This is a genomic window from Gulosibacter sp. 10 (assembly GCF_900163695.1).
Lineage (GTDB): Bacteria > Actinomycetota > Actinomycetes > Actinomycetales > Microbacteriaceae > Gulosibacter.
In genome coordinates, this window is record NZ_FUIC01000020.1 from 31606 (window position 1) to 57439 (window position 25834).

Annotated in this window: 23 protein-coding genes and 1 tRNA gene; 8 read left to right on the forward strand and 16 right to left on the reverse strand. The window is 70.9% G+C overall.

Features of this window, described 5'->3' with window-relative positions; all coding sequences use genetic code 11:
* The first annotated feature begins 73 nt into the window (after positions 1–73).
* The gene (locus FM112_RS07915) at positions 74–1234 is read left to right on the forward strand and encodes a MalY/PatB family protein (protein ID WP_087006150.1); all 1161 of its coding nucleotides are present in this window, start codon (positions 74–76) and stop codon (positions 1232–1234) included.
* Between the two features lie 116 nt (positions 1235–1350).
* Here the strand turns inward: FM112_RS07915 and FM112_RS07920 are convergent, their stop codons facing one another.
* The 3 genes from FM112_RS07920 to FM112_RS07930 all read right to left on the reverse strand — a co-directional run bounded on the left by FM112_RS07920 (position 1351) and on the right by FM112_RS07930 (position 4508).
* Complete coding sequence (locus tag FM112_RS07920) at positions 1351–2355, reverse strand: PLP-dependent cysteine synthase family protein (RefSeq protein WP_087006153.1); 1005 nt, start codon at positions 2353–2355, stop codon at positions 1351–1353.
* 198 nt (positions 2356–2553) lie between these two features.
* Positions 2554–3546 (reverse strand): alpha/beta hydrolase, encoded by a 993-nt coding sequence (locus FM112_RS07925; RefSeq protein WP_087006156.1) that lies wholly within the window; start codon positions 3544–3546, stop codon positions 2554–2556.
* A 17-nt stretch (positions 3547–3563) separates the two neighbouring features.
* Positions 3564–4508, reverse strand: coding sequence for a diacylglycerol kinase family protein (locus tag FM112_RS07930; protein WP_087006300.1), 945 nt, complete (start codon positions 4506–4508; stop codon positions 3564–3566).
* A gap of 167 nt (positions 4509–4675) precedes the next feature.
* Between FM112_RS07930 and FM112_RS07935 the strand changes: the two genes are divergently transcribed.
* Positions 4676–5221, forward strand: coding sequence for a hypothetical protein (locus tag FM112_RS07935; protein ID WP_087006159.1), 546 nt, complete (start codon positions 4676–4678; stop codon positions 5219–5221).
* Between the two features lie 21 nt (positions 5222–5242).
* Here the strand turns inward: FM112_RS07935 and FM112_RS07940 are convergent, their stop codons facing one another.
* A complete protein-coding gene (locus tag FM112_RS07940) occupies positions 5243–5803 on the reverse strand; it encodes a hypothetical protein (protein WP_087006162.1) in 561 nt (186 codons plus the stop codon).
* Between the two features lie 187 nt (positions 5804–5990).
* The gene (locus tag FM112_RS07945; protein WP_087006164.1) at positions 5991–8498 is read right to left on the reverse strand and encodes an excinuclease ABC subunit A; all 2508 of its coding nucleotides are present in this window, start codon (positions 8496–8498) and stop codon (positions 5991–5993) included.
* Positions 8499–8657: 159 nt separating this feature from the next.
* Here FM112_RS07945 and FM112_RS07950 point away from each other — a divergent pair, with 159 nt between their 5' ends.
* From FM112_RS07950 to FM112_RS07960, 3 genes are all read left to right on the forward strand, one after another.
* On the forward strand, positions 8658–8975 hold the full coding sequence (locus tag FM112_RS07950) for a nucleotide pyrophosphohydrolase (RefSeq protein ID WP_087006167.1): 318 nt from the start codon (positions 8658–8660) through the stop codon (positions 8973–8975).
* Positions 8962–10680 carry a DUF2075 domain-containing protein gene (locus FM112_RS07955; protein WP_087006170.1) on the forward strand — a complete coding sequence of 573 codons (1719 nt, stop codon included), beginning with the start codon at positions 8962–8964 and terminating at the stop codon, positions 10678–10680. Before FM112_RS07950 ends, FM112_RS07955 begins: the two co-directional genes overlap by 14 nt.
* Positions 10681–10867: 187 nt before the next feature.
* On the forward strand, positions 10868–11995 hold the full coding sequence (locus tag FM112_RS07960) for an FAD-dependent oxidoreductase (RefSeq protein WP_087006174.1): 1128 nt from the start codon (positions 10868–10870) through the stop codon (positions 11993–11995).
* A gap of 278 nt (positions 11996–12273) precedes the next feature.
* On the opposite strand, the gene FM112_RS07965 is transcribed toward FM112_RS07960, so the two are convergent.
* Positions 12274–12346: transfer RNA gene (locus FM112_RS07965), tRNA-Ala, on the reverse strand.
* A 102-nt stretch (positions 12347–12448) separates the two neighbouring features.
* Entirely contained in the window at positions 12449–13234 is a 786-nt protein-coding gene (locus tag FM112_RS07970) for a sulfite exporter TauE/SafE family protein (RefSeq protein ID WP_087006177.1), read from the reverse strand.
* A 189-nt stretch (positions 13235–13423) separates the two neighbouring features.
* On the opposite strand from FM112_RS07970, the gene FM112_RS07975 reads away from it, so the two are divergent.
* Entirely contained in the window at positions 13424–14488 is a 1065-nt protein-coding gene (locus FM112_RS07975; protein ID WP_087006181.1) for an MBL fold metallo-hydrolase, read from the forward strand.
* Entirely contained in the window at positions 14488–15828 is a 1341-nt protein-coding gene (locus FM112_RS07980) for an MFS transporter (RefSeq protein WP_254910416.1), read from the forward strand. The genes FM112_RS07975 and FM112_RS07980 overlap by 1 nt, the downstream gene beginning before the upstream one ends.
* On the opposite strand, the gene FM112_RS07985 is transcribed toward FM112_RS07980, so the two are convergent.
* Positions 15825–16769, reverse strand: coding sequence for a LysR substrate-binding domain-containing protein (locus tag FM112_RS07985; protein WP_176386736.1), 945 nt, complete (start codon positions 16767–16769; stop codon positions 15825–15827). The two genes, FM112_RS07980 and FM112_RS07985, sit on opposite strands and share 4 nt — an antisense overlap.
* Before the next feature lie 82 nt (positions 16770–16851).
* Here FM112_RS07985 and FM112_RS07990 point away from each other — a divergent pair, with 82 nt between their 5' ends.
* Positions 16852–18225 carry an FAD-binding oxidoreductase gene (locus tag FM112_RS07990; protein WP_087006187.1) on the forward strand — a complete coding sequence of 458 codons (1374 nt, stop codon included), beginning with the start codon at positions 16852–16854 and terminating at the stop codon, positions 18223–18225.
* Between the two features lie 3 nt (positions 18226–18228).
* Here the strand turns inward: FM112_RS07990 and rsfS are convergent, their stop codons facing one another.
* The 8 genes from rsfS to ndk all read right to left on the reverse strand — a co-directional run bounded on the left by rsfS (position 18229) and on the right by ndk (position 25800).
* Entirely contained in the window at positions 18229–18633 is a 405-nt protein-coding gene (rsfS, locus tag FM112_RS07995; RefSeq protein WP_087006191.1) for a ribosome silencing factor, read from the reverse strand.
* A gap of 37 nt (positions 18634–18670) precedes the next feature.
* Positions 18671–19288 carry a nicotinate-nucleotide adenylyltransferase gene (nadD, locus tag FM112_RS08000; protein ID WP_254910419.1) on the reverse strand — a complete coding sequence of 206 codons (618 nt, stop codon included), beginning with the start codon at positions 19286–19288 and terminating at the stop codon, positions 18671–18673.
* Positions 19289–19313: 25 nt separating this feature from the next.
* Positions 19314–19559 (reverse strand): hypothetical protein, encoded by a 246-nt coding sequence (locus FM112_RS08005; protein ID WP_140400628.1) that lies wholly within the window; start codon positions 19557–19559, stop codon positions 19314–19316.
* Positions 19560–19569: 10 nt separating this feature from the next.
* Entirely contained in the window at positions 19570–21087 is a 1518-nt protein-coding gene (gene obgE, locus FM112_RS08010) for a GTPase ObgE (RefSeq protein WP_087006202.1), read from the reverse strand.
* Between the two features lie 120 nt (positions 21088–21207).
* On the reverse strand, positions 21208–21462 hold the full coding sequence (gene rpmA, locus FM112_RS08015; protein ID WP_087006206.1) for a 50S ribosomal protein L27: 255 nt from the start codon (positions 21460–21462) through the stop codon (positions 21208–21210).
* A gap of 18 nt (positions 21463–21480) precedes the next feature.
* Positions 21481–21789: a 50S ribosomal protein L21 gene (rplU, locus tag FM112_RS08020; RefSeq protein WP_087006211.1), complete on the reverse strand. Its 309-nt coding sequence runs from the start codon at positions 21787–21789 to the stop codon at positions 21481–21483.
* Between the two features lie 187 nt (positions 21790–21976).
* Complete coding sequence (locus tag FM112_RS08025; protein WP_087006214.1) at positions 21977–25063, reverse strand: Rne/Rng family ribonuclease; 3087 nt, start codon at positions 25061–25063, stop codon at positions 21977–21979.
* Positions 25064–25377: 314 nt separating this feature from the next.
* Positions 25378–25800 (reverse strand): nucleoside-diphosphate kinase, encoded by a 423-nt coding sequence (ndk, locus tag FM112_RS08030; protein WP_087006217.1) that lies wholly within the window; start codon positions 25798–25800, stop codon positions 25378–25380.
* Positions 25801–25834: the final 34 nt, after the last annotated feature.

Sequence of the window (25834 nt, forward strand, 5' to 3'; positions counted from 1 at the left end):
GCAATGCGTCGGCGGATGACGTCCCGCCAGCCCGCCGGTGTCTCCGGCGCCCGCGCCGCCATACCCTCGAGGCATGACTTTCGAGGATTTCGAACGATTGACCGTCGAGGATCTCCGCGCGCGGGGCGGATCGAAGTGGGTCGCGTATCCCGAGGCCATCGGCTCGTTCATCGCCGAGAGCGACTTCGGCACCGCGCCGGCCGTGCAGGCCGCCGTCGAGGCGCGCGTCCGCGACTCCGCCTTCGGGTACTCGACCAAGGGCGAGAAGGACGAGGCCGCCGCCGCGCTCGAGCGCTGGGCGCGCGACCGCTACGGCTGGGAGCTCGAATCGGCGCAGATCGGCATCCTGCCGGAGGTGCTCACCTCGCTCGAGCTCACCCTCGAGCACTTCTCGCGCCCGGGGTCCGCGGTGGTCGTGCCGACGCCCGCGTACATGCCGTTCTTCACCCTCCTGCGCGACCACGGCCGCGAGATCGTCGAGACGCCGCTGCTGCGCGAGGCGGACGGATGGGAGTTCGACTACGCCGCGATCGAGCGGGCCTTCGCGGCCGGCGCGGGGCTGCTCGTCCTCGTGAACCCCGCCAACCCCACCGGCGCCGTGTTCTCGCGCGAGCAGCTGCTGCCGCTCGTGGAGATCGTGGACCGCTACGGCGGGCGCGTGTGGGCCGACGAGATCCACGCGCCCATCGTCTACGACGGCCGCGGGTTCGCGCCCTACGCATCCCTCTCCGAGACCGCCGCCGCGCACACCGTGACCGCGACGTCCGCGTCGAAGGGGTGGAACATCCCGGGGCTCAAGTGCTCGCAGATCGTGCTGACCAATCCGGAGGATGCGAAGGCGTGGCGGCGCGCGGGGCGGTGGCCCTCGCACACGACCGGCTATCTAGGGGTGTTCGCCACCATCGCCGCCTATGACGAGGGGCGCGAGTGGCTCGACGGGCTCGTGGCGCACCTCCAGGGCAGCCGCGATCTGCTCGGAGAGCTCGTGGCCGACCGGCTGCCGCGGGCCGGCTACGTGCCGCCGCAGGGCACGTATCTGGGGCTGCTCGACCTGCGCGAGTACGGGGTGCAGGGCGATCTGCAGCAGTTCTTCCTGCGCGAGGCCGGCGTCGCGGCCACCGACGGGCGCCAGTGCGGGCGGGACTTCCGCGGCTTCCTGCGCCTCAACTTCGCGACGCCCCGCGCCGTCCTCGAGGAGACCGTCGACCGGATCGCCCGCGCCCTCCCCGCCTGAGCCCCGCGCTCCCCCTCCGGCTCCCGGAGACTCCCCTCCGGCTTCCGGAAACTGGCCACGGCCGGTCGCTTTGCTTGCCGAAAGCGACCGGCCGTGGCCAGGATTTCCCGCGCGGGTCAGCCGAAGACGCCCGCCGAGAGGTAGCGCTCGCCGGTGTCGGGGATGATCGCGACGATGGTCTTGCCCGCGTTCTCGGGGCGCTGGGCGAGGCGGAGGGCCACCGTGAGGGTGCCGCCGGCCGAGCTGCCGACGAACAGGCCCTCCTCGCGGAGCACCGCGCGGGCCTTCTCGTAGGCCTCCTCGGCATCCACCTGCTGGATCTCGTCGGCGATCTCGCGGTCGTAGTTCGGCGGCAGCTGCTCGTCGTCGAGCCCCTCGACCTTGTGCACGCCGTCGATCTCCGCCGGGTACGGGTTCTCCTCGGAGGGCAGCGAGACGTCGCCGGGCTCCGAGACGACGATCCGGATGTTCTCGTTCTGCTCCTTGAGGTAGCGGCCGGCGCCCGAGACGGTGCCGCCCGTGCCGACTCCCGCGACGAAGAAGTCGATCCTTCCCTCCGTGTCGCGCCAGATCTCGGGGCCCGTGGTGGCGTAGTGCTCCTGCGGGTTCACGGGGTTGGCGAGCTGGTTCGTGAAATACGCGTCCGGGTTCTCCGTCTCGATCTGCTCGACGAGCTTCGCGAGGCCCTCCGGATCGATGAAGATGCTGTTGGGCACGGAGACGACCTCGGCGCCGAGCGACTCGATGATCTTCTTCTTGTCGGGGCTCGTGTTGTCGCCGAGGTAGAACTTGGCGGGGTAGCCGCGGCTCGCGGCGATGGCCGCGAGCGCGATGCCGGTGTTGCCGCTCGTGATGTCCACGATCGAACGGCCGGGGTAGAGCAGGCCGCGATCCTCGGCGTCCCGGATGATGGCCCACGCGATGCGGTCCTTGACGCTCGACAGCGGGTTGGTGAACTCGACCTTCGCGAGCAGGCGCGCGTGAGCGCCGCGGGACTCGGCGAAGCGGTGCAGCTCGAGCAGCGGGGTCTCGCCGATGAGCTCGGTGATGTCGCGCACGATGGGGCGCGGGGTGCTCGAGGCGCGGACCTCCTGGCCCCGGGTGGATGTGGTGTCGGTCATGCTGGAACTCCTTCGGTCGGCAGGCACGGGACAGCGGTACGGTTCCTGCTTGATCGGACACTGTATGGATGCGCCTCCCGCCATGGCCAGCACGCGCGTAATGAACCCGCACACTCCGTCACAAAGCGTCTTGGAGCCGTGGCGCCGTCGGCCTCCCGCCTCTGAGCGCATCCGCCCGGCGATGCCGGTTCGGCGGGCTCATGCGCCCTTCGACGGCTTCGGCAGCTTCCGGAGCGCATCCGGACCGAGATCGAGGTCGCCGAGCGGCCGCTCGCGCAGCCACAGCGCGAGGGACTCGGGGATGCGGTGGCGCACCGCGGGCACGGAGCCGTGCAGCGCCCGGGGCGAGACGATGAGCCGCGAGTCGGGCACGGAGTTCGCGAGCGCGAGGCTCGTGGCCTGGAAGTACTCGGCGCTGCGCTCCCCCGTCATGAGGCACGTGCGCGTGGGCAGGCCCGCGAAGTCGACGGCCCGCGCCTCCTCCCGGAAGGCCGCGGTGAGCTCGGCGACGCCGGCCGGCATCGCCTGCCGGGTCGTGCCGCGCAGCCCGGTGCGGGTCGACAGCGCGAGGACGCCGGAGACCATCCAGGTGGGGGCGTGCGAGAGCGTGCGCGACATGCCGAGGTGGCGCTCGACGAGCGCCATCGCGCGCCCGATCCGTCCGGCATCCACGTGCGCCTCGAACTGCGGCAGCCACGACGTGTCGATGGAGCCGTCGACGTTGATGGCGGGGTCGTAGACCGTGGTGCTCCGCGGGATGAGTGCGCGCAGCGGCTCCCCCTCGGGCCCGTCGCCGGCGTCGCACAGCCGCCGCACCGCGTGGAGCACGATCGCGCCGCCGAGCGAGTGCCCGATGAGATGCCGGGCGCCCGAGCGGCGGAGCCCCGTGGCGACGTCGTGCAGCTCGGTCTCGAAGGTGTAGTCCTCGTCCACGGGCGAGGACCGCCCCTTGCCGCGCCGGTCGTAGACGTGGACGCCCCAGTCGTCGCCGAGGTGCCGGACGAGCGCGGCGGCGAACGGGGCGTACGCCTTCGCCGGCAGGAAGGCGCCGCACACGATGAGCACGCGCCGCTCGGGCTTCGCGTCGGCCCGCCCGAACACGTAGGACTGCAGGGTCGCGCCGTCGTGCGCCTCCCACCGTCGGGCCGCCGCGGGCGAGGTCCTCGCGCCCGACCTCCTCCTGCGCGCCATGATCGCCCCCGGGCCTGCTAGCGGATCCGCACGGCGGCGGGCTGGATGCTGATCTCGATGCGCGCGGTCTCGTCGAGGTCGTCGCCGTCGACCTCGAAGACGCGCGGCTCCTCGAGCTCGATCGTGAGGCGCGTGAAGCGCCGGTGCGTGGTGCTCTCGCTGCTCTCGGCGCCCTCCTCGTGCTCGTCGTCCCGCTTGAGGAGCCGCTTGAGGCCGTTGTCCCAGACCATGTTGCGGAGCGTGTCGACCCAGCCGCCGATGCCCTCGGCGTTGAGGACGAGCAGGTCGAGCTCGCCGTCGGCGGGGTCCGCGTCGGGCAGGATGGTGATGCCGCCCTGGATGGTGCCGCAGTTGCCGACGATGAGGGTGTGCGCCTGGTCGTCCGCGCCCTCGCGCCCGTCGGCCTCGAGGCGGACGTCGATGATCTCGCTCGCGGAGACGGCGCGGCCGAGGGACTCGACGTAGGCGAGCCAGCCGGCCTTGTCCTTGAGGTCGTCGTCGGTCTCGGTGATCATGTGGGCGTCGATGCCGAAGCCGGCCATGACGGTGAAGGCGTGGCGCTCCGAGCCGCCGTCGACGGCGATCTCGGCCCAGCCGATGTCGATGGTCTTCGGCTCGCCGTCGAGGGCGCGGGCGAATGCGGCGGGGAGGTCGCCGAGCGGCACGTCGAGGTTGCGCGCGAGGAGGTTGCCGGTGCCAAGCGGGATGATGCCGAGGTCGGCGTTCGCCTCGACCTCGGCGAGGTGCTCGGCGACCGCCCGGACGGTGCCGTCGCCGCCGGCGGCGAGGACGAGGTCGGCGCCGGCCTCGAGCGCCCGCCGGGTCGCGGCACGGCCCGGGTCGTCCTCGCTCGTCTCGAACCATGACACCTGCCCCGCGGAGGTCTCGGCGAGCGCCGCCTCCAGGTCTTCCCTGCTCGTCTTCGACGGGTTCCAGACGATTCCGACGTGTGCTGCGGTCATGGCGGTGTTCCTTCCGATGGTGCGGGTCGTCGGCATCGACGACGGCCTGGCGGGGTATCGATATCCTGCCACGCCTTTCCCTCCGCGAACGCCCTCGTTCCGACGCCCGCACCGCCGAGACTGCGCACTCGCATGGCTTTCGCACGTGCGCGCGGCAGAATGTCCGCATGGTCAAGCCGACGAGCACCGCAGCCATCGCCTCCGCCACCGGCCGCCCGTGGGAGGAGTGGGTGGCGCTGCTCGACGAGGCCGGCGCCCGCGGGGCCAAGCACACCGCGATCGCGCGGCTCGCGCTGGAGCGGATGCCGCCGCGGGTCGAGCAGGACGAGTGGTGGGCGCAGGGCGTCGCCGTCGCCTACGAGCAGCACACGGGGCTGCGGGTGCCCGGCCAGACCTGCGACGGCGACTTCCAGCTCTCGACCTCGCGCACCGCGTCCGGCGACAAGGACGAGGTGCTGGCCCGCTGGCTCGGGCTCGTGGACGGGCGGGAGGAGTTCGGCGGCGTGCCGGTGGACGGCGAGCCCTCGACGTCGCAGACCGAGAAGTGGCGCTACTGGCGCGTGCCGCTCGCGGACGGCAGCCGAGTGGCCGCGAACATCAGCGACAAGCCGAAGGGCAGGGCCTCGGTCGGCATCGTGCACACGAAGCTCGACTCCGCCGAGGCCGTGGAGCGGTGGCGGCCGATCTGGAAGGAGCTGCTCGGACGGCTCTGAAGACGGCGGGCGCGCCCGGCCTCAATTCTCGGGCCCGAGTACCTCGCCGCAGCCGCAGGCCTCCTGAATGACGTAGGCCATCTCGTCGTTCGCGCCGGTCGGCGAGATGATCATCTCGCCGGGGACGTGGAAGACTGCGGTGCCCATGAGGAAGTCGGTCATCGCGTCGAAGTTGTCGGCGTAGTTGTCCGCGCCGGTCACGTAGCTGAACCGCGGGATGTCGTTGCAGAGGTAGCGGATGAAGTCCCCGTCGTTGGTCGTGTAGACGTCCATGTCCTCGGTCTCGCCGGTCTCGCAGGACTCCCGGTCGCCTTCCGAGGTCGTCTCGACCCACGCGTCCTTGGCCTGCTCGTAGGTCGGCAGATCTCCCGCGGGCTCCGCGCCCTCGCCGGCCTGGTCCGATTCCGCGCCGCCGGTCTCCGTGCCGTCGCTGCCGGCGGCGTCGCCCCCGGTCTCGGGTGCGGCGTCGACGTTCTCGAAGGATCCGGCGTCCTCCTCGGGCGCCTCGTCCTCGGCCCCGCAGCCGGCGAGGGCGAGGCTCATGGCGGCGAGGGCGGCGACAGCGGCTAGACGACGGCGCATGGTCCGTGCTCCTTCTCCGAAGGGGACGCGTCGGGCCTGCGCCGACGAACCCCGTTGCTCATCCTGGACGGCCGATCGTCCGGGCCCCATCGCCCGGCATCCGGTCCGTGCCTCCGAGTGTGACCGAGGCCGCGGCCCCGGGCAAGCGGTTTGGCTCTCTCGTGCGACGGAGGATACCCGCCGCGACTCATCCCGCCTCATCCGCGAGATACCGCCCCGTGATGCTTGCGGCATTCCGCGCGATGCGCGAGGGCGTGCCGGTGGCGACGATGCGCCCGCCCTCCGCGCCGCCGCCGGGGCCCATGTCGATGAGGTGATCGGCGTTCGCGATCATGTCGAGGTCGTGCTCGATGACGAGCACGGTGCCGCCCTGATCGAGCAGCCGCTGGAAGACCCGTACGAGCACGCGCACGTCGTCGGGGTGCAGGCCGACGGTGGGCTCGTCGAAGACGAACAGCGTGCGCGTCTGCGCCTTGCCGAGCTCGGCGGCGAGCTTGAGGCGCTGCGCCTCGCCGCCGGAGAGCGCGGGCGTGGCCTCGCCGAGCGTGAGGTAGCCGAGCCCGACGTCGCGGAGCGCGTGCAGCCGCGAGCGCACCTTGCGCATGTCGTCCACGTGCGGGATAGCCTCGGCCACGGTGAGGGCGAGCAGGGCGGGCAGCGAGAGCGCGCCCTCCCCCGTCGCCGAGGGGCGGCGGTGCGCATCCGCGTCGGGGCCGTAGCGGCGGCCGCCGCACTCGGTGCAGGGGATGTCCACGTCGGGCAGGAACTGCACGTCGAGCGTGATCTCGCCCGTGCCCTCGCAGCGCGGGCAGCGCAGGGAGCCGGTGTTGTACGAGAAGTCCCCGGCTCCCAGGCCGTCGGCCCGGGCGGAGTCGAGGCGCGCGTAGGCGCGGCGGAGGTCGTCGAGCACGCCGCTGTAGGTGGCGACGGTGGAGCGGACGTTGATGCCGATCGGGGTGGCGTCCACGACGTTGACCCGTTCGATGCCTCCGGGGTCGATGTCGAGCACGTGCGCGGGCCGGGCGCGGTCGTCCTCCGCCCGGAGCGCGGGCACGAGGCTGTCGAGCACGAGCGTGCTCTTGCCCGATCCGGAGACGCCGGTGACGACGGTGAGCCGGCCGCGCGGGACGGCGACGTCGAGGGCGTGCACGGTGTGGACGGGCGCGGTGCGCAGGGCGATCGTGCCGTGCTCGAACATCGCGGCCTCGGGTGCGGCGGTGCGCACCCGCGCCTGCTCGCGGCCGGTGAGGTAGCGGCCGATGCGGGAGTCGGGGTTGCGGTCGAGCTCGGCGACGGTGCCGGTGGCGACGACGGTGCCGCCCTCGCTGCCGGAGCCGGGGCCGATCTCGATGAGGTGCCGGGCCTCGCGGAGCACGAGCGGGTCGTGGTCGACCATGACGACGGAGTTGCCCTCGTCGAGGAGATCGGCGATGACGCCCTGCAGCCCGCGGATGTTGGAGGGGTGGAGACCGATCGAGGGCTCGTCGAGCACATAGAGGACGCCGGTGGTCTCGTTCCGGACCGCGCGGGCGAGCTGCACCCGCTGCCGTTCGCCGGTGGAGAGGGAGGCGCCGGCGCGGTCGAGGGCGAGGTAGCCGAGGCCGAGGTCGAGCAGGCGCCGGGCCATGCCGAGGAGGGTGCCGACGAGGGTGTCGGCCATGGGCCGCATCTCGGCGGGCAGGCTGCCTGGGACCTCGGCGGCCCAGGCGACGAGGTCGTCGAGGGTCTTCGCGGTCGCGTCGGCGAGTCCGAGCTCGCCGATGCGCGGGGCGGCCGCGGCGGGCGAGAGCCGGGTGCCGCGGCATTCGGGGCATTCGCGCTCGATGAGGAAGCGGCTGACGCGGGCGAGGCGCTTCTCGTCGGTGGCGCGCTTGAGCTCCTCGGTGACGGTGAGGCGGGCGTTGCGGAAGGTGAAGTCGAGTTCGTGGAGGCCCTTCTTGGAGGCGACCGCGATGTGCTTCTTCTCCTCGGGGCCGTCGAGGACGATCTCGCGCTCCCAGTCGCGGAGGTCGTGCCAGGGCACGTCGGTGCGCACGCCGAATTCGCGGGCGATCTGGGGCTGCACGTTGAAGCCGAACATCTGCCACGGGATGACGGCGCCGTCGTCGATGGTCATGCCCGGGTCGCGGATGAGGGCGTCGTCGTCGACCTCGCGGACGGTGCCGGTGCCCTCGCAGGCAGGGCAGGCGCCGGCGGAGTTGAAGGCGAGGGCCTCGGCGCCGGGGGCCTCGAAGCTCGCGCCGCAGACGGGGCAGGTGATGGGCTCCTCGGCGGCGACGGCGAGGGTGGGCCGCTGCCGGTGCCCGTTGGGGCAGACGTGGGAGGCGAGGCGGGAGAACATGAGCCGCAGCACGTTGAGGAGCTCGGTGGAGGTGCCGAAGGTGGAGCGCACGCCGGGGATGCCGGGGCGCTGCCGGAGCGCGAGGGCGGCGGGCACGTGGCGGACGCGATCGACGTCGGCGCGCGCGGCCTGCCCCATGCGGCGGCGGGTGTAGGTGGAGAGCGCCTCGATGTAGCGGCGCGAGCCCTCGGCGTAGAGCACGCCCATGGCGAGCGAGGACTTGCCCGAGCCGGACACCCCCGCGATGGCGACGAGGGTGTCGAGCGGCACGTCCACATCGATGTCGCGGAGGTTGTGGACGCGGGCGCCGCGGACCTGGATCGCGCGGGGGCGTTCGTGGTCTGGTCCCGTCATGACGCCATTGTTCCGCGTCCCGGGCCCGAGATTCAACGTCCGTCGTGCGTGTTGAAGACCCGTCGGGCGAGGGAGAGCGATGCGCTGCCCGGCAGCCGCAGCGATCCGACGCCTGACGGGGGCGGCCCGTCGTCCGTGGCGGTTGGTAGTTTTATCGTCATGGATGAGCAACCCGTTCTCGATGCGCTGCGCGAGTTCGTCGCCGAGCGCGATTGGCAGCAGTTCCACACACCCGAGAATCTGGCGAAGAGCATCAGCATCGAAGCGGCTGAGCTTCTCGAATGCTTCCAGTGGGGCGAGGCGGATCTCGCGTCCGCGAAAGACGAGCTCTCGGATGTGCTGACCTACTGCCTGCTGCTCGCCGACCGGCTGGGGCTCGATCCGGACACGATCGTCGCCGAGAAGCTCGTGAAGACGGGAGAGAAGTACCCGGTCGACAAGGCACGAGGCCGGAGCACGAAATATGACCGACTTTAAGCTCGAGCGGTTCCCCTTCGCCGCCGATAAGGTCCGAGCGTGGGGCGCCACCGACTCGAGGCACCGGAACTGGCCGGTCGTGTATGTGATGAACAACGATCGCGAGGTCTACGTCGGCGAGTCCCTCAACGTCGAGAGCCGAATGCGTCAGCACCTCGACTCCGAGGAGAAGAGGCGCCTGAGCTGGGTGCGCGTGGTGCTCGACGACACGTTCAACAAGTCGGCCTGCCTCGATCTCGAGTCGTTCCTCATCCGGATGTTCTCCGGCGACGGACAGCTCCAGGTCCTCAACCACAACGCGGGCATCACCGATGCCGACTACTACGACCGCGAAACCTATAAGAAGACGTTCGACGAGGTCTTCGAGGAGCTCCGGACGCAGGAGCACCTCTTCCAGCGCACCCTGCCGGAGATCATCAACAGCGATCTGTTCAAGCTCTCCCCGTTCAAGGCGCTGAACCGCGACCAGGCCGCCGCCGTCGAGGACATCCTCGAGGGACTGTTCGCCGATATCGAGAAGGGCGAGCCCAGTACGGTCGTCGTGCAGGGAAATCCCGGCACGGGGAAGACCGTCGTCGCGATCTATCTGCTGAAGCTGCTCGAGGACATCAAGCGCCACGACCCCGAAGAACCGCTGGATAGCGACTCGATCTTCAGCGATTTCTTCAGCCCTGGTCATGCCGAGCTTCTCGCGAGGCTGAAGGTCGGCATCGTCGTCCCGCAGCAGTCGTTGCGCGAGTCCATCTCCCGAGTCTTCAAGCTCACACCCGGGCTGCACAAGGACCTCGTGATGACGCCGTTCACGGTGGGAGAAAGCGACGAGCCGTTCGACCTGCTCATCGTGGACGAAGCGCACCGGCTCAATCAGCGTGCGAATCAGGCCTCCGGCAAGCTCAACACGAAATTCGCCGATATCAATAGGAAGCTCTTCGGAGCCGACGACCCGAATCTCACGCAGCTGGACTGGATCAGGAAGCAGAGCGCGCACACGATCCTCATGCTCGATATCGGTCAGAGCGTCCGCCCCGCCGACCTCCCCGCACGGACCACGCGCGCGCTCGTCGCAGAAGCATCCGCGAATGATCGCCTCTATCCCCTGCGCTCTCAGATGCGCATCGCCGCCGAACAGGACTATGTCGGATACATCCGCGCGGTGCTCGGCGATACCCGGCCCGACGAGCGCGAACGCTTCGACGGATACGACCTCCGGTTCTTCACCGACCTCGGCGAGATGCGAAGGGAGATCCTGCATCGCGAACAGGAGCACGGGCTCTCGCGCCTCGTAGCCGGATATGCCTGGCCATGGCGCAGTAAAGCCGATGCGGAAGCCTTCGACATCGAGCTCGACGGAGAGCGTCTGCGCTGGAACTCGACCCAGCGGGACTGGATCAGCTCTCCCGACTCCATCGACGAAGTGGGCTCGATCCATACGGTCCAGGGCTACGACCTGAACTACGCGGGCGTCATCATCGGCCAGGACCTCCGCTACGAGCCGGAAACCGAACGGATCATCTTCGATCGCGCGGAATACCACGATAAGAAAGGCCGCGAGAACAATCCGCGGCTCGGCATCGTCTACTCGGATGAGGACCTGCTGCAATACGTCAAGAACGTCTACACCGTCCTCCTCACCCGCGGAATTCTCGGCACCTACGTCTACGTATGCGATCCGGGGCTCCGCGAATACCTCAGGAAGTTCTTCTAGGCCGGTAATCCGATCTGCCATCCGAGCACAAACCCCGTGCATTCGAGCTGGTCGGGGTCAGCCTGCCGCCCCGATGAATAGGCAGCCTTCGCCCTGCGACAGAGGGCGCCGCGCTCATGCACGAGCTGCCAGACTGGTCGAGGCCTCTCCCTGACGGGGAGCACGCGACCCGGAACAGGAGCTCATCATGCGCATCGCGGTCATCGGGGCGGGCATCAGCGGCTTGACGGCCGCGGCGGGGCTGCAGCGGTCCGGGCACGACGTCGTGATCTTCGAACGGCGCGAGGATCCGAGCCCGGTGGGCGCCGGCCTCACCCTGTTCGACAACGCCTTCGAAGCGCTCGATCTCATCGGGCTCGGCGACGGCGTGCGGGCCGTCTCGAGCGAGGCGCTCCGCGACCTGCGCTCCGGCTTCCGCGATCCCTCCGGCAGGTGGCTGCTCGCCGTGCCCGAGCGGTCGGTGGCCGCCATGCGCAGCGTGCACCGCGTCAACCTCCATCGCGCGCTCGCCGGCCGCCTCGAGCCCGGCACGCTGCGGACCGGCGCGGCCGCGGCGGTACCGCAGGACGGGAGCGCACGCGTCACCGTCGGGGAGCGGACGGAGGAGTTCGACCTCGTCGTCGGCGCCGACGGCATCCGCAGCCGCGCCCGGCAGACGCTCGGCCTCGATACCGGGCTCCGCTACGCCGGCTGCACGGCCTGGCGCGGCGTCACCGCAGAGCCCGTGGACCTCGACGGCGCGGCCGGAGAGACCATCGGCCGCGGCCGGATATTCGGCAGCGTCCCCCTCCCGGACGGCCGCGTGTACTGGTATGCGACGCTGAACGCTCCGGCCGATGCCGTGTTCCGGAACGAGGGCGACACCCTCCGCATCAAGTTCGGCCGCTGGCACGAATCGGTGCGTCGCTGCATCGACGCGACTCCCGCCGACAGCGTGATGCGCCACGACATCTACGACCTCGCGAAGCCGCTGCGCTCATTCGTCCACGGCCGCGTGGTGCTCATGGGCGATGCCGCCCACGCCATGACGCCGAACCTCGGGCAGGGCGCCGGACAGGGCATCGAGGATGCGGCGACGCTGGTGCATCTGCTGCGAGATGCGGCGCCCAGCGGCATCGACGCGGCGCTCGAACGCTACTGCGCCCTCCGGCAGCCGCGCACGAGCGCGGTCATGCGGCGCTCGCGCGCCGCGGGCGCGGCGGTGCAGGCGGCGGGCGCGCTGACCGCCGGACTTCGCACCGCCGCGCTTCGGCTCTTGCCGGGACCGGTCATGGGCCGAATGAGCCGGCGGCTCCTCGTGTGGCCTGAGCCGTAATCGGCACCTGACCGAATGCGAAGATATGCGGCACACGCCGGGGCCCGCTCGTCGCCCATAAGCGGATGGGTCGGGGGGCGTCTTCGCCGACACCGGACCGCCCTGCCATAGACAAGAGCAAACCCCTCGACTTCCGCCGTGCTGAAGTCGAGGGGCCCGCTCGTCGCCCATAAGCGGATGGGTCGGGGGGCGTCTTCGCCGACACCGGACCGCCCTGCCATAGACAAGAGCAAACCCCTCGACTTCCGCCGTGCTGAAGTCGAGGGGCTTCCTCGTTGTGGACCTGAGGGGACTCGAACCCCTGACCCTCTGCATGCCATGCAGATGCGCTACCAGCTGCGCCACAGGCCCGTATTCTGTTCTCGCCTCCCTGCGGAAGCAACTCAACGAATATACACAGCAATACGGCGCGCGCGCAAATCGGGCCGCGCCCGACTCAGCGCCGCGCCGGGCTCAGCGCCGCGGCCACGCGTCCACGACCATCCGCACGATCACCAGCACCAGGAACACCGCGAAGGCGATGTTCGCGGCGAACGGCGTCAGCGCGCCCGCCAGCCACACCCCCAGCGGCGTCACCACGCCCGCCGAGGCGCCGATCGTCAGCGCCCCCACCGGGTCCACGTTCCGGTGCCGGATGTTCGACACCGTGCCCGAGAGCCCCGTCGCGATGATCATCAGCAGCGACGTGCCCTTCGCCACCAGGTCGCTCGCGCCGAACGCGAGCACCATCACCGGCACCACGATCACTCCCCCGCCGATACCGATCAGCCCCGCCGTCACGCCCGTCACGAGCCCGACCAGCACCAGCAGCGCCCCCGTGAACCAGTCCACGTGCACCACCGAGTCCCGCGAGGGCACCACCAGGAACAGCGACACGATCACGATCACGAGGAACCCGATGAACGCCCACTGCACGGCCCGCTTCGGCAGCCGCGCGAGCAGCCACGAGCCGATCGGCGCCCCGACGATCGACCCGGCCGCCAGCAGCGCCGCCAGCAGCACGTCCACGTTCCCATCGAGCGAGTACGTCACGACCCCGACCAGCGAGGGCACCGTGATCGCGAGCAGCGAGGTGCCCGCCGCCTTCTTCGTCTCGTAGCCGAGCAGGTACACCAGCACCGGCAGGATGATGATCCCGCCGCCGACCCCGAACAGCCCCGACGCGGTGCCCACAGCCAGCCCCAGCAGGATGAGTCCGAGCCAGTTGCGTCGGGAGTCGGTGCTGGGGGTGTGGTTCACGGTGGATCCGTCCTTCGATGCCGGGCGATACAGAGCCCGACGCTACCACCCGGCGAGCCCGCCGCTGCATAAGCAAAACCGATGACCTAATTCGGGGAATTCCGTTTTACTTCTCTCATCGGGGTGAGGACAGTGGTGTTCGGACGTCGGATCGACCGGCGCCGCACCACCGCAGACGAAGGAGTCGCATTGCCCTCAGAGGACCTGAGCCCCCGCGTCATCACGCTCGGAACCGCCGGCGGCCCCCGCTGGTGGTCCTCGCGCACCGGCCGGCACCGCCACGGCATCGCCACCGCCGTGCAGGTGGGCGAGGCCTTCTACCTCGTCGACGCCGGCCTCGGCGTCGGCCGCCAGCTCGAGCGCGCCGGCCTCGCCTTCGACGACATGCGCGCCATGTTCATCACCCACCTCCACTCCGACCACACCGTCGACATCCCGAGCCTGCTGCTCATGGGCCTCTACGAGCGCGACACCCGCGCCGCCGATCCCATCCGCATCATCGGCCCCGGCAACCGCGGCGCGCTCCCGCCCGTCTCCGACCGGGCCGAGACGCCGCCCGCGCCCGTGTGCCCCGAGAACCCCACCCCCGGCACCGCCGAGATGGTGGGCTCCATCGTGCAGGCCTACGCGACCGACTTCAACGACCGCGTGCTCGACGCCCTCCGCCCCTCGCCGCTCGACTGCTTCGCCGCCGAGGACATCCGCATCCCCGAGGGCATCGGCTACCACCCGAACGACAACCCGACCCCCGCCGGCATGGCGCCCTTCGAGATCTACCGCGACGAGCTCGTCGCCGTCACGGCCGTCCTCGTCGAGCACCCGCCCGTCGCACCCGCCTTCGCCTTCCGCTTCGACACCGCGGCCGGATCCGTCACCATCTCGGGCGACACGACCGCCACCGACAACCTCGTCACCCTCGCCTGCGGCACCGACCTCCTCCTCCACGAGGCCATCGACTTCGACTGGGTGCGGGCCCGGTACGGCGACAGCCCCGCCGAGGCCGACCTCGCCTCGATCGACCACCACCGCCGATCGCACACCAGCCCCGAGCAGGCCATCGGGCTCGCCGAGCGCGCCGGCGCGAGCCGCCTCGCCCTGCACCACCTCGTGCCCGGCAACACCCCGGCGCGGCGCTGGGAGGACCTCGGCGACCGCTTCGCGGGCGAGTTCCTCATCCCCGACGACCTCGACTCCATCCCCTTCACCCGCAAGGACGCGGGCATCCACACCTCTCCCATTAAGGTAGGCGCATAGTGAAATCCCCCACCCCGGCAGGCCAGGAGATCAGCACCGAGGCGATCTCCACCTCCCTCAACACCACCATGATGCGGCGCATCCTCGCCTCGAGCTTCCTCGGCTCGATGATCGAGTTCTACGACTTCATCCTGTTCGCGACCGCCTCCTCGATCGTGTTCAGCCAGGTGTTCTTCGTCGACCTCGACCCGAGCCTCGGGCTCTTCCTCTCCTTCACGATCCTCGCGGTCGGCTACGTCGCCCGGCCCCTCGGCGGCGTCGTCTTCGGCCACTTCGGCGACCGCATCGGCCGCAAGGGCGTGCTCGTCATGTCCATGATGATCATGGGCGGCACCACCGTCGCGATCGGCCTGCTCCCGCCCACCGCGGTGATCGGCATCGCCGCGCCAGTCCTGCTCACCGTCTTCCGCGTCGTCCAGGGCATCGCCGTCGGCGGCGAATGGGGCGGCGCGATGCTCATCGCCCTCGAGCACGCCCCGAAGGAGCGCCGCGGATTCGCCGCCAGCTTCGCGAACATGGGCGGCCCCGCCGGCGCGATCCTCGCGACCATCGTCATGTCCGTCTTCACGATGCTGCCGGACGACCAGTTCATCGGCTGGGGCTGGCGCATCCCCTTCCTGCTCAGCGCCGTGCTCGTCCTCATCGGCCTCGTCGTGCGCCTCAAGGTGCACGAGTCGCCGCTCTTCGCGAAGCTCGAGGACAAGGCCGAGGAGCGGAAGATCCCGCTGCTCGAGGTCGTCACCAAGTACCCGAAGAACCTCGCGCTCGGCATCCTCGCCGGCATGAGCTCCTACACCGTGCAGGGCCTCATGACCGTGTGGGCCGTCTCCTACGTCATCGACGACGGCCTCGACTCCACCCACGTGCTGTGGGTCAAGGCCCTCGGCGCCGCGTCCACCGTCATCGTCGTGTGGTTCGCCGCCCGCCTCTCCGACCGCATCGGGCGCCGCCCGATCATGATCGTCGGCATGCTCATCGGCGCCCTCGTCGCCTTCCCCGTGATGCTCCTCCTCGACCTCGGCATGCTGTGGGCGTTCGCGCTGGCCCTCATCCTCACCCAGGGATTCGTGCAGGGCACGATCTTCGGCCCCTTCGGCGCGTTCTGCGCCGAGCTCTTCCCCACCCGCATCCGCTACACCGGCTCCTCGCTCGTGTACCAGACCTCCTCGACGCTCGGCGCCGGGTTCACGCCCATGATCGCCTCGGCGCTCGCCGCCTTCGCCGGCGGCTCGCTCTGGCTCATCGCCGCGGTCTGGATCGCGGTGTACCTCCTCGCGGGGCTCGCGACCCTGCTCGTCAAGGAGGGCCGGGACGCCGACCTCGAGAGCGAGATGCGCTAGTCCGAGGCCCCGGGCGCGCGCTCCGACGGGCTCAGGCCGTCGAGGCGCGCGCCCTCGCGCCGGCAGAGGTCGATGAGCTCCGCGAGCCGGCGGCTGTGCCGCTGCTGCACGAACGCGATGCAGATGTCGCTCGGCGTGAAGTCGAGCAGGCGGATGGTCGTGAGCGGCAGCCCGTCGTAGGACACGTCCACGGGCGGCCGCTGCACGAGCACGCTCCACCCCAGCCCCCGCGCGACGAGGCCGCGCACGGCCTCGAAGCTGGTGGAGCGCCAGCGGATGCGGGGCTCGAGTCCCGCGGCCCGCAGCTTGGGCAGCTGCGCCTCGCGCACCGCCGGGACGTCGAGCAGCACGAAGTCGTCGTCGCCGAACTCCGAGACGTGCACCGCCTCGCGCCCGGCCAGCCGGTGGTCCGGCGCCACGAGCGCGTACCCCTCGCCGCGGCGGATCACCTCGTGCCGCACCCCGTCGACGAGGTGCTCGGTGTGCGTGATCACCGCGTCGAGCTGCCCCTCGAGCATCTGCCGCTGCAGCGCCTTCCCGTCGCCCTCCACGATGCGCACGTCCACCCCCGGATTGGCCACGATGAAGTGCTCCGCGATGAACGGGATCCAGAACGGCGCCACGGCCGTGTAGCAGCCGATGTCGAGCGGGCCGATAAGCCGTTCGGCGCGATCCGACATCTCCTGCTGCACGTCGGCGGCCCGGGCCACGAGCTCCCGGGCGTCGCCGAGGAAGCGCACCCCCGAGGAGGTCAGCCGGATGCCGTGCGAGCGCGTCCGCACCATGAGCTGCTGCCCCACCGCCCGCTCCAGCTCGCTCAGCGACTGCGACATCGCCGCCTGCGAGATGTGCACGCGCTCGGCCGCGCCCGTCACCGTGCCGGCCTCGGAGGCCGCGATGAAATGCTGCAGCTGCCGGAGGGTGAAGCGAAACGGATCCACGGTGCAACGATAGGGCACCCGCGGCGGGAGCGCCGACCGGGCCGATAGGATGCGCAGGACCCGCCCGAACCCGGAGGCCGCTATGCCCGAATCCGCTCCCCTCGCCCGCCTCGAGGCCGCGCTCCCCGGCCGCGTCGCGGCCGATCCCGAGACCCTGGCCGCGTACACCGCGGACCGCTCGGGCCACCGCTCCCCCGGCCTCCCGCTCGCCGTCGCGCTGCCCGAGACCGTCGAGGAGGTGCGCGCGATCTGCCGCATCGCCACCGAGACGCGCACGCCCATCGTCACCCGCGGCGCCGGCACGGGCCTGGCGGGCGGCGCCGTCGCCGGCCCCGGCGAGCTCGTGGTCGATCTCACCCGCATGCGCCGCATCCTCGAGATCTCGGCCGAGAATCGGCTCGCGGTCGTCGAGCCGGGCATCCTCAACGGCGAGCTCAACGCCGCGCTCGCCCCGCACGGCCTCTGGTGGGCGCCCGATCCCGCCAGCAAGGACATCTCCACCGTCGGCGGCAACATCGCGATGAACGCGGGCGGGCTGCTGTGCGCCAAGTACGGCGTGACCCGCGAGGCGGTGCTCGCGCTCAAGGTCGTGCTCGCCGATGGCCGGCTCATCGAGGTCGGCCACCGTACCGTCAAGGGCGTCACCGGCTACGACCTGTGCGCCCTCATGATCGGCTCCGAAGGCACCCTCGGCATCATCGTCGAGTGCACGCTCAAGCTGCAGCCCGCAGTGGCGGGCGAGCCGGTCACCCTCGGCGCCTTCTTCGACCGGCTCGAGGATGCGGCCGCCGCGGCCGCCGCCGTCACCGCCCGCGGGCACGTGCCCGCCATCATGGAGCTCATGGACCGGCGCACCCTCGAGTGCATCGACCGGCGCACCGGCGGCGATCTCGCCTCCGGCTGCGACGCCTACCTGCTCGTGCAGTGCGACGGGGCGGGCGCGTTCGACGCCGCGGACGGCATCCGGGCGCTCCTCGAGGCCGCGGGAGCACGCGTGACGAGCACGACCGATCCCGCCGAGAGCGAGCGGCTCTGGGCGCTGCGGCGCGGGGCGTTCCCCGCGATCGAGGCCCTCGGCACGCTGCTCATCGAGGACATCGCGGTGCCGCGCGACCGGATGGCCGAGGCCTACGCGCGCATCCGCGACATCGAGGCCCGCTACGACGTGCCCATCCCCACCACGTGCCACGCGGGCGACGGCAACCTCCATCCCACCTTCGCGTTCCGGGGCGAGGAGGTGCCGCAGCGCATCTGGGATGCGGCGGCCGAGGTGTTCTCGATGGCCCTCGAGCTGGGCGGCACGCTGAGCGGCGAGCACGGCATCGGCCTGCTCAAGCGCCGCTGGCTCGAGGACGAGCTGGGCCGGGAGCAGTTCGACCTGCAGCGGCGGATCAAGGGCGTCTTCGATCCGCTGAACCTGCTCAACCCCGGCAAGGTCTTCGACCCCGCCGGATAGGGGCTACTCCCCCTCGCCCCGCCGCTCCTCGGAGCCCTGCGCCTCCTCGGCGGTCGGCAGCTCGACGACGGGCGCGTCGGCCCAGATGCGCTCGAGCCCGTAGTACGCGCGATCCTCCTCGTGGAAGACGTGCACGACCAGGTCGCCGAAGTCGAGCAGCACCCAGCGGGCGGCGTCGGTGCCCTCGCGGCGGGCGGCCTTGACGCCGAGGTCCTCGCGGAGGCGATCCTCGATCTCCTCGGCGATCGACAGCACCATGCGCTCGTTGCGAGCCGAGGCGAGCAGGAACGTGTCCGCGAACGGCATGTTCTCGCTCACATCCAGCGCGACGAGGTCGAAGGCGGAGCGGTCGTCGGCCGCGGCTGCGGCCAGACGGGTGAGTTCGAGGGCGCGTTCGCTTGCCGTCATGCGGGGTGGTCTCCTAAGGATTCTGGGTGGCGGCGGACTAGTCGTCTTCGCCGGCCGGGCGGTAGAGGTTGGTCTTGGCGATGTACTGCACGACGCCGTCCGGCACGAGGTACCAGACCTGGTTGCCCTGGCGCACGCGGGTGCGGCAGTCGGTGGACGAGATCGCGAGGGCCGGGATCTCGAGGGTCGAGACGTGCTCGTCCGGCAGCCCCTCGAGCTCGAGGTCGTGGCCGGGGCGCGTGACCGCGACGAAGTGCGCGAGGCGGAACATCTCCGACGCCTGCTTCCACTCGAGGATCTGCGTGATCGCGTCGGCGCCGGTGATGAAGAAGAGGTCCGCGTTCGGCACGCGCTCGTTGATGTCGCGCAGCGTGTCGATCGTGTACGTCGGCCCGGGACGGTCGATGTCCACGCGGCTCGTCTTGAAGCGCGGGTTGGAGGCCGTGGCGATCACCGTCATGAGGTAGCGGTGCTCGGCCGGCGAGACCCCGGACTTCATGTACGGGTTGCCCGTCGGCACGAAGAACACCTCGTCGAGGTCGAAGTGCTGGGCGACTTCGCTGCCCGCGACGAGGTGTCCGTTGTGGATCGGGTCGAACGTTCCGCCCATGATGCCGATCCGACGACGTCGGGTTCGGAGGGCGCCCTGATTGATCGGCGTCACAATGCCAGGGATCGCCCTACTTGGCGTCCTCTTCGGCGGGTTCGATGATCGGGTGGCCGGGGTGGCCGACGGGCTCGTAGACGGTGATGCGCGAGCGCTTGGGGTGCGAGGCCGCCATGTTGCGGAACGAGAAGGTGATGCCCATCACGACGATGAGCAGCACCAGCATCGCGACGCCGAACACGAAGGGCGGGAAAATCATCGGGCCGGGGGTGACAACCATTTCCTCGACGGCCTGGGCTACTGGGGCAAGCGCGAACATGTTCTCCATCCTAGCCGTTCTTCGAGGGCTCTTCGTCCGTCCAGAACCCCGCCTCGCGCTCGGCCTCGAGCTCGGCCCGGGCCGCGGCCTTCGCGTCCATCCACTCGTGGTAGGCGGCCTTGCGCTCCTTGCGCGTGGCGCGGGTGGGCTCGTCGAGGCGCGTGTCGGTGCCGTGCGCGGTCATGACCTCGGCCGCCGAGGCGAGCGTGGGCTCCCAGTCGAACACGATGCCGTCGCCGGGGCCGATCACGACGGTCGAGCCGGCCTGGGCGCCGGCCTTGACCAGCGCATCCTCGATGCCGAGCTTCGCCAGGCGGTCGGCGAGGTAGCCCACCGCCTCGTCGTTCTGGAAGTCGCACTGCCTGACCCAGGTCTCGGGCTTGCGGCCGAGGATGCGGTACACGTTGCCCCAGGTGCCGCCCTCGACGCGGATCTCGAAGGCCTGCTCGCGGGCCGGGCGCGGCCGGATGACCACGCGCGGCTTGATCTCCTCGGCCTCGGCGCGCTCGGCTCGGGCCTGCTCGACGAGCTCGCCGAGCGCGAAGCCGAGCTCGCGCAGCCCGCGGCGGCTCACCGCGGACACGTGCAACACGCGGAAGCCGCGCTCCTCGAGGTCGGCCTGCACGAACGCGGCGAGCTCCTCGCCGTCGGGGATGTCGGTCTTGTTGAGCACGACCAGTGCGGGGCGCTCCGTGAGCGGCGTCTGCCCCGCCGGCACCTCGTAGGCCTCGAGCTCCGCGAGGATCACGTCGAGGTCGCTGAGCGGGTCGCGGCCCGGCTCGAGGGTCGCGCAGTCGAGCACGTGCACGAGCACCGAGCAGCGCTCGACGTGGCGCAGGAACTCGAGCCCGAGCCCCTTGCCCTCGCTCGCGCCCTCGATGAGGCCGGGCACGTCGGCGATCGTGAACCGCGTGTCGCCCGAGTCGACCACCCCGAGGTTGGGGTGCAGCGTCGTGAAGGGGTAGTCGGCGATCTTCGGGCGCGCGGCGCTCATCGCGGCGATGAGCGAGGACTTGCCGGCCGAGGGGTATCCGACCAGCGCGACGTCCGCGACCGTCTTGAGCTCGAGGACGACCTCGGTCTCCTCCCCCGGCGTGCCGAGGAGCGCGAATCCGGGCGCCTTGCGCTTGCTGTTGGCGAGCGCGTTGTTGCCGAGGCCGCCCTGGCCGCCCTCGGCCACGACGAGCCGCATGCCCGCCTCGCCGAGGTCGGCGAGCACCTCGCCGTCGGCGTCGCGGACCACGGTGCCCACCGGCACGGGCAGCTCGAGATCGGCGGCCTTGGTGCCGTTGCGGTAGTCGCCCGAGCCGAAGCCGCCCGACTCACTGCGGCGGTGCGGCGAATGGTGGTAGCTCAGCAGCGTGGTGATGTCCGGGTCCGCGATGAGCACGATGTCGCCGCCGTCGCCGCCGTTCCCGCCGTCCGGCCCCGCGAGGGGCTTGAACTTCTCGCGGCGGATCGACATGCAGCCGTTGCCGCCGTCGCCGGCGCGCAGATACAGCCTCACCTCATCTACGAACGTGGTCATCGATTCCCCCAAGGTTCTCCACACGCGGACAGATCCGTAAAGATACGCGAAGAGGGGCGGAGATGCTCCGCCCCTCTTCAGCAGTGCCGGCCCGGCGGGCTCGGCGCAACACGATCCGGCTTATTCGCCGGTGACGATGTTGACGACCTTGCGGCGCCCCTTGTTCCCGAACTCGACGGTGCCACCGGCGAGTGCGAAGAGGGTGTCGTCGCCGCCGCGGCCCACGTTCGCACCGGGGTGCATGCGGGTGCCGCGCTGGCGGACGAGGATCTCGCCCGCGTTGACTTCCTGGCCTGCGAAACGCTTCACGCCGAGGCGCTTCGCGTTCGAGTCGCGACCGTTCTTGGTCGAGCTCGCGCCCTTCTTAGTTGCCATCCTGAATCGCTCCTCGGGCTACTTGATGTCGGTGATCTTGACGCGGGTGAGCTCCTGGCGGTGGCCCTGGCGCTTCTTGTACCCGGTCTTGTTCTTGTACTTCTGGATGCTGATCTTCGGGCCGCGGAGGTCCTCGATCACTTCTGCGGTCACGGAAACCTTCGCGAGCTTCTCTGCGTCGCTGGTGATCTTGTCACCGTCGACGAGCAGCAGGGCGGGAAGGTTCACGTTGCCCTTGTCGTCGGCAGCGACACGGTTCATCGTGAGAACCGAGCCGACCTCGACCTTTTCTTGCCGGCCACCGGCGCGCACAACTGCGAATACCACTTCAGTTACCTTTTCTCTTTGCTCGAGACCCGGGGGCCCTTCGCGGATTGATCCGACCGGAAGCCGGAGAGAACAGAACACACGTGCAGCACTCGACCGCCGATTGAGACGCTCGCAGCGATAAGCAACGTGCAACAGCGACTAAGCCTAGTCGAGTTTTCGCCGACGCGTCAAGCGCCAACACGCCCTACGCATCGCCGTCGGGGCCCGTCGAGATGGGCCCGGTCGTGATCCGGCGCCGCGCGCCGCGCTTGCGGCGCGAGGACGTCGCGGCGGGCCGCGATTCGGGCGCCTCCTCGGCGGGTTCCCGCCCGGACGCGGGTGCCTCGACAGCCGGCGTCTCGGCGGCCTGCACCTCGGCCGCCGGCGTCTCGGCGGCCTGCACCTCGGCCGCCGGCGTCTCGGATGCCTGCTCCTCGACAGCCTGCACCTCGGTTTCCGGCTCCGCGGACTGCTCCTCGACCTGCTCGGCGTCCTCCTCGCCCGGCTCGACGAGCGCGTCGAGCAACGCGTCGAGCGAGTGCAGCGCCTCCTCGACCTGCTTCGGGTCGCGCTCCTCCGGCGCCGCGGGGGCGGCCTCGCGGGGCTCGGGGAGGTCGATCGTGATGGACTCCTCGCGCTCGGGCGCGGACTGCGCCGCGGATTCCGCTGAGCGCGCGGACTCCCGCGGCTCGGCCTCGGCGGAGCCGCCCGACGTCGAGGTCGTGTCGACCCGCACGCGGCGGTTGCGTCGCGATCGGCGCGATCCCCGCTCGGAGGACTTCGACTCCTGCTCGGCAGGGGCCTGCCGTCCATCGCCTGCCTGCACGGCGCCCGACTGCTCCGTGCCCGACTGCTCGGCGGCCGGCTTCGTCCGCTCCTCCGAGCGCGGCTGCTGCGCGTCCGAGTCGCCGCGCGGCTGCTCGTCGCGGTCCTGGCCGCCACGTTCCTGCCCGGCGCGATCCTGCCCGCCGCGGTTGCGGCGCGAGCGCTTGCCTCGCGAGCCGCGGCCGTTCGAACCCGAATCCTGGGAGCCGGACTCGTCCTTGCCCGACTTGTCCTCCGCACCGACCCTGTCGCCCTTGCCGGACTTCTCCCGGCCCGACGCCTCGGCGGCGGCCACCTGGTCCGCCGCGGCCTGCACCTGCTCGGCCGACTCCTCGGCGCCGTGCGCGACCAGCGAGGCCGCGATCTTCGTCAGGGCGTTGCGCGCATCCTCGGTGATCTCGTGGGTTCCATTGCCGTTGCCGTTCTGCCCCGAGTCGGACTGCCGGTGCTGCTGCTTCTGCTCCTGCTGCCCGTTCTTGCCGCGCGAGCGCGAGCCGCGGCCCTTGCGGCCGCCGGAGCCGCCGCCGTGGTTGTGGCTGACGGGCTCGCCGTGCACGACGACGCCGCGGCCGTCGCACTGCGAGCAGGGCTCGGAGAACGTCTCGAGCAGGCCGAGCCCGATCTTCTTGCGGGTCATCTGCACGAGGCCGAGGCTCGTGACCTCGGCGACCTGGTGCTTGGTGCGGTCGCGCGAGAGGCCCTCGATGAGGCGGCGCTGCACGAGGTCGCGGTTGGACTCGAGCACCATGTCGATGAAGTCGATCACGATGATGCCGCCGATGTCGCGCAGGCGCAGCTGCCGGACGATCTCCTCGGCCGCCTCGAGGTTGTTCTTCGTGACGGTCTCCTCGAGGTTGCCGCCGGTGCCGACGAACTTGCCCGTGTTGACGTCGATGACCGTCATCGCCTCGGTGCGGTCGATCACGAGCGAGCCGCCCGAGGGCAGCCAGACCTTGCGGCCCAACGCCTTGTCGATCATGTCGTCGACGCGGTACTCGGCGAAGATGTCCTGCTCCTGGCCGTCGTACCGGCGCACGCGGTCGAGCAGGTCGGGAGCGACCTGGCCGAGGTAGGACTTGATCGTGTCGAGCTCCGACTGCCCCTGCACGATCAGCTCGTCGAAGTCCTCGTTGAACACGTCGCGCACGATCTTGATGAGCATGTCCGACTCGGAGTGCAGCGTCTGCGGCGCCTTCGTGGTGGCCTTCGCCTTGCGCTGGATGTCCTCCCACTGCTTCGTGAGCCGCTCGACGTCGCGGCGGAGCTGCTCCTCGGTCGCGCCCTCCGCGGCCGTGCGCACGATGACGCCGACGCCCTCGGGAAGCACCTGCTTGAGGATCTTCTTGAGGCGGGAGCGCTCGGTGTCGGGCAGCTTGCGGCTGATGCCGTTCATGGTGTTGCCGGGCACGTACACGAGGTAGCGGCCGGGCAGCGAGACCTGGCTGGTGAGGCGGGCGCCCTTGTGGCCCACCGGGTCCTTCGTGACCTGCACGAGCACGCGGTCGCCCGACTTCAGGGCGTTCTCGATCTTGCGCGGCGCGTTGTGGCCGAGGTTGGCGGCCGACCAGTCGACCTCGCCCGAGTAGAGCACGGCGTTGCGTGCGCCGCCGATGTCGACGAACGCGGCCTCCATGCTGGGCAGCACGTTCTGCACACGGCCGAGGTAGACGTTGCCGATGAGCGAGACGTCCTCGTTGCGGGCGACGTAGTGCTCGACGAGGATGCCGTCCTCGAGCACGCCGAGCTGCACGCGGTTGCTCTTGGCCCGCACGATCATCTTGCGGTCCACCGACTCGCGGCGGGCCTGGAACTCGCTCTCGGTCACGACCGTGCGGCGGCGCCCGGTGTCGCGCCCCTCGCGGCGGCGCTGGCGCTTGGCGGCGAGGCGCGTCGACCCGTGCACCTTCTGCGGCTCGGTGATCGGCTCGGGCCCGTCCTCGTCGTCGCCCTGCTCCTCGGCGTCCCGCTCGTCGCGCCGGTCCTGCTGCCGACGGTCGCGGTCGTCGCGCTGGCCGCGGCCGCCGCTGCGGCCGCCCCGGCGCGAACGCCCGCGGCCGCGACCGCGGCGCGAGTCGTCGTCCTGCTCCTCCGAGTCGTCCTCGGGCTCCTCCCGGGCGGGGCGGGATGCGCCGCGCTCGGTCACGGGCGGCAGATCCGGCGCGAGGAAGAACAGCGTGCGCTTGGTGATCACCTCGGGGATGCGGGGATCGCGCTCGGGCTGCGCCTCCTGCTCGTCCTCGGCGGGCCCCGCATCGGCGGGCTCCGGCGCCTCGGTCGAGTCTTCCGCGGCCTCCCGGGCCTCGTCCTCCCCGGCCTGCGGCTGCGCGGCGCCGTCCGCCTGCGCGGCGCCCGACTCGGGCGACTCCGCGGCGGCTTCGCGCCGCCCGTCCCTGCCCGCCTGCTGCTCCTCGCGGGGCTGCTCGGCCTCGTCAGCGGAATTCTGTGCTGTTGCGTTCTCCGACGTCACTTGGGTGCTCCTGCCCCGGTCAGTCGCATCGCGGTCCTGACCGGTCCTGTCTTATCCGCGGCATGGTGCTCGCGGGAAATCCTGTATCGCCGTGGTCACGGCGTCGCCGCAGGCTGCGGCCAACCTGAGCCGCTCGGGCTCGAAAAGTCTTCATGCGCTTTCGCGCACCGAATCATTATCGCACGCGAAGCGCCGACCGCCTCCGAGAATCCGGAAGGCGCGGCCGCGGCGCGGGCCCGCCCGGAGCCGTTCCGGCCCGGAAACGCGCGGGCGCCCGGGAGAACGGGTCTCCCGGGCGCCGGCGCGAGTACGCCTCAGGCGAACCAGATGCCGAGCTCGCGCTCCGCCGACTCGGGCGAGTCGGATCCGTGCACGATGTTCTCGATGACCTTGCCGCCCCAGTCGCGGCCGAGGTCGCCGCGGATGGTGCCGGGCGCGGCCTTGGTCGGGTCGGTGGCGCCGGCGAGGGAGCGGAAGCCCTCGACCACGCCGTGGCCCTCGATGCGCGCGGCCACGACGGGGCCGGAGGACATGAACTCGACGAGCGGCTCGAAGAACGGCTTGCCGACGTGCTCCTCGTAGTGGCGCTCGAGCAGGGCGCGCTCGGGCGCGACGAGCTGGAGGTCGCGCAGGACGTAGCCCTTGCGCTCGATCCGAGCGAGCACTTCGCCGGTCAGGTTGCGACGGACGCCGTCCGGCTTGACGAGGACGAGGGTCTGTTCGATGGGCGAAGTCATGCTGTGTGCTCCTTGTCGATTGCGTGCCTACAAC